The organism is Streptomyces sp. NPDC001373 (assembly GCF_042895815.1).
Classification (GTDB): Bacteria; Actinomycetota; Actinomycetes; order Streptomycetales; family Streptomycetaceae; genus Streptomyces.
Map to the genome: position 1 here is coordinate 358,442 of NZ_JBIAWQ010000008.1, position 6,242 is coordinate 364,683.

6 protein-coding genes are annotated in these 6,242 nt (G+C 72.2%); 1 reads left to right on the forward strand and 5 read right to left on the reverse strand.

Going from position 1 to position 6,242, the window contains the following annotated elements; genetic code table 11:
• The first annotated feature begins 65 nt into the window (after positions 1–65).
• Positions 66–1,067 (forward strand): ketopantoate reductase family protein, encoded by a 1,002-nt coding sequence (locus tag ACFY15_RS20810; RefSeq protein ID WP_390688758.1) that lies wholly within the window; start codon positions 66–68, stop codon positions 1,065–1,067.
• Positions 1,068–1,109: 42 nt separating this feature from the next.
• Here ACFY15_RS20810 and ACFY15_RS20815 read toward each other — a convergent pair whose 3' ends face one another.
• From ACFY15_RS20815 to ACFY15_RS20835, 5 genes are all read right to left on the reverse strand, one after another.
• On the reverse strand, positions 1,110–1,874 hold the full coding sequence (locus ACFY15_RS20815) for a sirohydrochlorin chelatase (protein WP_390688757.1): 765 nt from the start codon (positions 1,872–1,874) through the stop codon (positions 1,110–1,112).
• A 14-nt stretch (positions 1,875–1,888) separates the two neighbouring features.
• The gene (locus tag ACFY15_RS20820; RefSeq protein ID WP_390688756.1) at positions 1,889–2,782 is read right to left on the reverse strand and encodes an ABC transporter permease; all 894 of its coding nucleotides are present in this window, start codon (positions 2,780–2,782) and stop codon (positions 1,889–1,891) included.
• Entirely contained in the window at positions 2,769–3,587 is an 819-nt protein-coding gene (locus ACFY15_RS20825; protein WP_390825896.1) for an ABC transporter ATP-binding protein, read from the reverse strand. Before ACFY15_RS20825 ends, ACFY15_RS20820 begins: the two co-directional genes overlap by 14 nt.
• 34 nt (positions 3,588–3,621) lie before the next feature.
• Complete coding sequence (locus tag ACFY15_RS20830) at positions 3,622–4,746, reverse strand: aliphatic sulfonate ABC transporter substrate-binding protein (RefSeq protein WP_390825897.1); 1,125 nt, start codon at positions 4,744–4,746, stop codon at positions 3,622–3,624.
• A 218-nt stretch (positions 4,747–4,964) separates the two neighbouring features.
• On the reverse strand, positions 4,965–6,242 hold a 1,278-nt coding region (locus tag ACFY15_RS20835), incomplete at its 5' end, for a sulfate adenylyltransferase subunit 1 (RefSeq protein ID WP_390825898.1).

Consider the following 6,242-nt stretch of genomic DNA (forward strand, 5'->3'; position numbering starts at 1 on the left):
CGGCAACTCGTTCTTCAGCACGGCCCGGTGGGCCTGCGGCGCGCACCGTGTGCCAGGCTCTGGACATGCGGTACATCATCATCGGCGCCGGAGCGATCGGCGCGACCATCGGGGGACGGCTCGCGGAGACCGGCCGGGAGGTCGTCCTCGTCGCGCGCGGCGCGCACGCCGAGGCGCTGCGGACGAACGGCCTGCGGCTCACCACCGCCTACGGGGAGCGCGTCCACCGCCTCCCCGTGGCCGTCGAACCGGCCGACCTCGGCGCACTGCGCCCCGACGACGTCCTGCTGCTGACCGTGAAGACCCAGGACGCCGTCGCCGCCCTCGACACGTGGGGCGCGGCCGAGGTCGCCGGCGGCGGCACGGCCGCCCAGCGGCTGCCGCTGTTGTGCGCGCAGAACGGCGTGGAGAGCGAGCGCCTGGCCCTGCGCCGCTTCTCGCGCGTCTACGGGGTCTGCGTCTGGCTCCCCGCCACCTTCCTGGAACCGGGCGTGGTCTCGGCGCTCTGCACCCCGCTGACCGGCATCCTCCACCTCGGCCGCGCCGCCGGCGGGGCCGACGAACGGATCCGCGCGGTCGCCGCCGACCTGGACCAGGCCGGCTTCGAGGCGCCCGTCGTCGAGGACGTGATGCGCTGGAAGTACGCCAAGCTCCTCGGCAACCTGGGCAACGCCATCCAGGCGACCACCGGCCCCGAACCCGACCCGGCCAAGGCGGCCCTGCTGCTGCGCGCCGTCCGCGAGGCCAGGGCCGCCTTCGACGCGGCGGGCATCGCCTACGCCTCGGACGCCGAGCAGTCGGCGGCCCGCGACGGCAAGGTCGACCAGCCGGCGGGCGTCCGCGGCGGCTCCTCCTGGCAGAGCCTGGCCCGCGGCACGGGCTCCGTCGAGGCCGACTACCTGAACGGTGAGATCACCCTCCTGGGACGCCTCCACGCGGTCCCCACCCCGGTCAACGACGTCCTGCGCCACGCGGCGAACATCTTCGCCCGTGAATCACTGCCCCCGGGCACCATGTCCATCACGGACCTGACCGCCCTCGCCGACGAGGCCGAACGCCGAGGCTAGGACGTCCCCCCGTCCACCCGACCCGTGCCGGCCGCCGGAGTGCTAGGCCGTCAGGGCCGGGCGGGCGGGGTGGGCCGCGGCGGACTCGTCGTAGCGGTGGAGGAGGAGGCGGGCCAGTTCCGGGGTCGCGCCCAGAACGGCCGCCACCGCGTCCGCGTCCGCCGAGCGGGCGCCCCCCGTGATGCGGTCCGGGAGGAAGCCCGGGGCGATGACGTACGGGGCCACCGCCACGCGGTGGACGCCCTCCGCGCGCAGGGCGCGTACGGCATCCTCCGTGCGGGGAAGGGCGGCGGAGGCGAACGCAGGCCGCACGGCGCACCAACCGGTGTGCCGCCACTCCCGCGCGATTTCAGCGATCACTGCGATCGCCTCCGGGTCCGAGGAGCCGGCGGAGGCGAGGACGACACCCGTCCTCGCGCGGTCCGCCGGGGTGAGGCCGACGCCGGCCTCGGCGAGGCGGCGCTCCAGGGAGGCCACCAGGAGGGGGTGCGGGCCCAGGACGTCCGCGACCCTGACCGAGAGGTCGGGCAGGCGGGTCGCCGATTCCGCGAGGACGGCCGGGATGTCGGCCTTGGCGTGGAAGGCCCGGGTGAGGAGCAGCGGCAGGGCCACGGCCTCGCGGACGCCCGACAGGTACAGGGAGGCCAGCGCCTGGGGGACGCTCGGGCCGTTGAATTCGAGGAAGGCCGTCTCCACCCGGAGCCCCGGCCGCAGCGACCGGACGCGCCCGACGAGGGCGTGCACGGTCGCCGCGTGCCGCGGATCGCGGCTGCCGTGGGCTATGACCAGGAGTGCGGGGGAGGACATGGGATTTCCGGATCTCAGTTCTTGACCAGCAGACCGCGGCTGCGCAGCACCCAGCGCTCGACCGGGCTGAAGATCAGCAGGTCGATGGCGATGCCCACGACCAGGATCAGGACGATCGCCAGGAAAACACCCGGCAGGTCGATGTTGTTCCGGCCGTTCTCCAGGAGCTGGCCCAGGCCCAGGCCGAGGTCGGGGGAGCTGGCGATGATCTCGGCGGCCATCAGGGAGCGCCAGGAGAAGGCCCAGCCCTGCTTGAGGCCGGCGACGTAGCCGGGCAGGGCCGCCGGCAGGACGACGTGCCAGGCGCCGCGCAGGCCGGTGGCGCCCAGGGTGCGTCCGGCCCGCAGGAACAGCGGCGGGATCTGGTCGATGCCGGAGACGAGGCCGTTGGCGATGGACGGGACGGCACCCAGCAGGATCACCGTGTACATCATGGCGTCGTCGAGGCCGAACCAGAGCACCGCCGGCGGCACCCAGGCGACCGAGGGCAGCGACTGCAGGCCCTGGAGGATCGGGCCGATCGCGGCGCGGACGAACTTCACCCGCGCCACGAGCAGGCCGAGCGGTGTGCCGATGGCCAGGGCGAGGAGGAAGCCGAGCAGGCCGCGGGAGACCGAGGTCCAGATGACGTCGAGCAGGGTGCCCTTCAGCCACATGTCGGACAGGCTGTTCCACACGGCGGACAGCGCGGGCAGCTTGGTCTCGTCGGTGACCTTCGCCGAGACGAGCACCTGCCAGACCACCAGCACCAGGCCGACGGCCAGGAGCGGGGGCAGGACCTTCTTGGTGAGGACCTCGCGCACCGGGGTGCGGTGGGTCTGGACCGCGTCGAGGGCGTCGAGGCCGGCCTCCAGGCCGGCCAGGTCCTCGCCCTTCGCCGCCTTGGGGGTGGTGTCAGTGGTGGCCATGGCGGCGGATCTCCCCACGCAGGTGTTCGGTGATCTCGAGGGACAGCTCGGCGACGTCGGCGTCCTCGATGCGGCGGGGCTGCGGGATGTCGACGGTCCATTCCCTGGCGACCCGGCCGGGGCGGGAGGAGAGGAGGACGACGCGCTGGGCGAGGCGGACGGCCTCGCGGACGTTGTGGGTGACGAAGAGGACGGAGAGGCCCCCCGCGGCGGAGCCGCTCGTGTTCGCGGCGTCCCAGATGCGGGTGAGTTCGCCGTGCAGGACGTCGCGGGTGATGGCGTCGAGGGCGGCGAAGGGCTCGTCCATCAGCAGGAGGCGGCTGTCCTGGGCGAGGGCGCGGGCGAGGGCGACGCGCTGGCGCATGCCGCCGGAGAGCTCGTGGACCCGCTTGCCGTGGGCGCCGCCGAGCCGGACCAGCTCCAGCAGCCGTTCGGCCTCCGCCTTGCGGTCGGCCTTGGCGACGCCGCGCAGCCGCAGCGCCAGCTCGATGTTCTTGCCGGCCGTCAGCCAGGGGAAGAGGGCGTGCTCCTGGAACATCAGCGCCGGACGGCCGCCGGGGGTCTCGATGGACCCCGCGGACGGCTTGTCCAGACCCGCGACCAGGTTCAGCAGGGTGGACTTGCCACACCCCGATGCCCCCAGAAGGGTGACGAACTCGCCGGGGGCGACATCGAGGCTGATGTCGTCCAGGACGAGCTGCGATCCGGCCGGGCCGGAGAAGGACTTCGAGACGTGCTCGATACGCGCGGCGTGCGTCAGTTCCGCAACCGCGCCCTCGGCGGCCTTGGCGAGAGTGGTGGCCATGGTCGTCACCTCCTGGGTTTGCTGGACTACGGGGTTACTCGGCGGCGAGGCCGGCGTCGGAGACCTCGGGCTTGCCGGCGGCCTTGAGGACCTTGTTGAGGAGGGTGAGGTCGTAGATGCCGGTGAGGTCGGGCTTTTCCAGGAGTTTGGCCTTGACGGCCCACTCGGACTCGGTCTTGAGGGTGGAGGCGAGGGGGTCGTCGGTGACGAGGATGGACTGCCAGGCCGGGTCGAGGATCTTGGCGTCGAGTTCCTTGCCGCTGTCGGCCTTGAGCCTGGCGTTGGCGGAGGCCTTGGCCTGGTCCGGGTTGGCGTTGATCCACTCGTTGGTCCTGACGGTGCCGCGCAGGACGGCCTCGACCACGTCGGGGTGTTCCTTGAGGAACTTCCGGGACACGATGACGTTCGTGATGACGAACTTCTTGTCGGGCCACAGGGAGGTTTCGTCGAGGAGGACGGTGCCGCCGTCGGAGACGAGCTTGGAGGCGGTGGGTTCGGGGACCCAGGCGCCGTCGATGGAGCCCTGCTTGAAGGCGTCGGGGGTGACCTTGTTGTCGGTGCGGACGACGGAGACGTCGCCCTTGCCGGACTCGGGGTCGACCGTCCAGCCCTTCTCGGAGATCCAGTTGAGGAACGCGACGTCCTGGGTGTTCCCCTTCTGGGGAGTGGCGATCCTCTTGCCCTTGAGGTCGTCCGGCGTCTTGATCTTCTCCGGGTTGACGACGAGCTTGACGCCGCCGGAGGCGGAGCCGGAGATGATCCGCAGGTTGGATCCCTTGGCCTTGACGTAGCCGTTGATGGAGGGCGAGGGGCCGATGAAGCCGATGTCGAGGGAGCCGCCGTTGAGGGCCTCGATCTCGGAGGGGCCGGCGTTGAAGGTCTGCGGCTTGATCGCGGTGGCGCCCAGTTCCCTGGCGATGAGGCCTTCCTGAAGGCCCACCAGCGCGGTGGCGTGGGTCAGGTTCGGGAAGTACCCGATGCGGACCTCGGACGCGGAGAGTTTTCTGCCGCCGGCGGAGGCGCCGGTGGCCTTCGGCTCGTCCTTCTGCGCCTGGGAGCCGTAGCCGCAGGAGGCGAGGAGGCCGACGAGCAGCGGCAGGGCGGCAGCGGCGGCGAGACCGCGGCGCAGGGTCTTACCGGTGGAACGGGGTGCAGGCACGGGAGGACTTCCTCTCGACGCGCCGTCTCGGGACTACGGCGCAGGTCTTCGTCTGTGGAGCGGGGGCAGGTACGGCTCGTGGGGGGTGAGGGCGCGCATGCGGTGCGCGTACGTCATCGCGCACATCGCGCCACTCCTCCCTGGCCGCTGCCGAGGGCGCCGCTGCCTACGCGGCCGCCCTCCTTCGCGAAGGTGGTGTAGATGTCGGTTCGCATGACCTAGAAGTCCCACCCTTCCTCGTCCGCCGGTACGGTCTCGGCCTTGGAGGCGAAGGACTCGCCCGCCATGCCCGCCGCCAGGGTGGTCCCGTCGGCCGGTTCGATCAGCAGGAAGGACCCGGTGCGGCGCGAGTCGGCGTACGCGTCGAGCGCGAGCGGCTCGGCGGTGCGGACGACGACGCGGCCGATGTCGTTGGCCACCAGCCGGCCCGGGTTCGGGTGCTGGGACAGGTCGTCGAGGGTCAGCCGCGAGGGGATCTCCTTGACGATCGCCTTGACCGTGCGCGTCGTGTGCTTGAGCAGCACCCGCGCACCCACGGCCAGCGGCTGGTCGGCCACGTGGCAGACCGTCGCGACGACGTCCTGCGTGGTGGCCGGGGCGCTCGCGCTCGGCGCGATCAGGTCGCCGCGCGAGATGTCGATGTCGTCCTTCAGTCGCAGGGTCACCGACTGCGGGGACCAGGCGATGTCCACGGGCTCACCGAGGGCGTCGATGCCCTCGATCACCGAGGTCCTCCCCGACGGGAGGACGGTGACGGACTCGCCGACGCGCAGGACGCCGGAGGCGATCTGGCCCGCGTAGCCGCGGTAGTCCGGGTGCTCGGCGGTCTGCGGGCGGATCACGTACTGCACGGGGAAACGCGCCGGGCAGGCGGTGAGGTCATGGCTGACCGGGACGGTCTCCAGGTGCTCCAGCACCGTCGGTCCGCCGTACCAGTCCATGTGCGCGGAGGGCTCGACGACGTTGTCGCCGGCGAGGGCGGAGATCGGGATGGCGGTGATCTCCGGGACGCCGAGCGCGGAGGCGTAGGCGGTGAACTCCTCGGCGATCGTGGCGAAGACGTTCTCCCGGTAGTCGACGAGGTCCATCTTGTTGACGGCGAGGACGACGTGGGGGACGCGCAGGAGGGCGGCGACGGCGGCGTGGCGGCGGGTCTGCTCGATGACGCCGTTGCGGGCGTCGACGAGGACCACGGCGAGGTCGGCGGTGGAGGCGCCGGTGACCATGTTGCGGGTGTACTGCACGTGCCCGGGGGTGTCGGCGAGGATGAACCGGCGCCGGGTGGTGGCGAAGTAGCGGTAGGCCACGTCGATGGTGATGCCCTGTTCCCGCTCGGCCCGCAGGCCGTCGGTCAGCAGCGCCAGGTCGGGGGCGTCCTGCCCGCGGTCCTGCGAAACCCGCTCCACGGCCTCCAGCTGGTCCTCCAGGACCGACTTGGAGTCGTGCAGCAGGCGGCCCACCAGGGTGGACTTGCCGTCGTCGACGGAACCCGCGGT

Bases quoted from the DNA above. Each gene is read 5' to 3' on its own strand.
- ACFY15_RS20810 (WP_390688758.1), top strand. From the start codon at position 66: ATGCGGTACATCATCATCGGCGCCGGAGCGATCGGCGCGACCATCGGG.
- ACFY15_RS20815 (WP_390688757.1), bottom strand. From the start codon at position 1,874: ATGTCCTCCCCCGCACTCCTGGTCATAGCCCACGGCAGCCGCGATCCG.
- ACFY15_RS20820 (WP_390688756.1), bottom strand. From the start codon at position 2,782: ATGGCCACCACTGACACCACCCCCAAGGCGGCGAAGGGCGAGGACCTG.
- ACFY15_RS20825 (WP_390825896.1), bottom strand. From the start codon at position 3,587: ATGGCCACCACTCTCGCCAAGGCCGCCGAGGGCGCGGTTGCGGAACTG.